The organism is Pseudomonas sp. SWRI51, from assembly GCF_014268825.1.
Classification (GTDB): domain Bacteria; phylum Pseudomonadota; class Gammaproteobacteria; order Pseudomonadales; family Pseudomonadaceae; genus Aquipseudomonas; species Aquipseudomonas farsensis.
This window is the reverse complement of record NZ_JABWRG010000202.1, coordinates 1-258: the sequence shown is the minus strand read 5'-3', so window position 1 is coordinate 258 and position 258 is coordinate 1. Positions and strand designations below refer to the sequence as shown.

The window sequence follows — 258 nt, the reverse complement described above, 5'->3', positions numbered from 1 at the left end:
CCACGAAGTCACCGGCAGCGACCTGGTAGTGAAACTGGCTAACGGCCAGACCATCACCATTCCAGTTGGTCAGTCTTTCAGCTCGGTTGATTACACCGTGCCGAACAGCGTCCACACGACCAAACCGGACGTGAGCAACGCGATCACTGAAATCACCGGTGGTAACTACGAGAAAGTAGTCGGCGAAGGCAAGCCAGTCACTTCCGTAACTCAGGGCCCAGGCACTGAAGACACTACCGAACTGAAGCTGACCGCCAC

The 258-nt window shown here is 56.2% G+C and carries 1 protein-coding gene; it reads left to right on the top strand.

The features are described 5' to 3' along the window. Positions 1 to 28 precede the first annotated feature (28 nt). On the top strand, positions 29 to 258 hold a 230-nt coding region (locus HU720_RS24015; protein WP_186523654.1), incomplete at its 3' end, for an immunoglobulin-like domain-containing protein.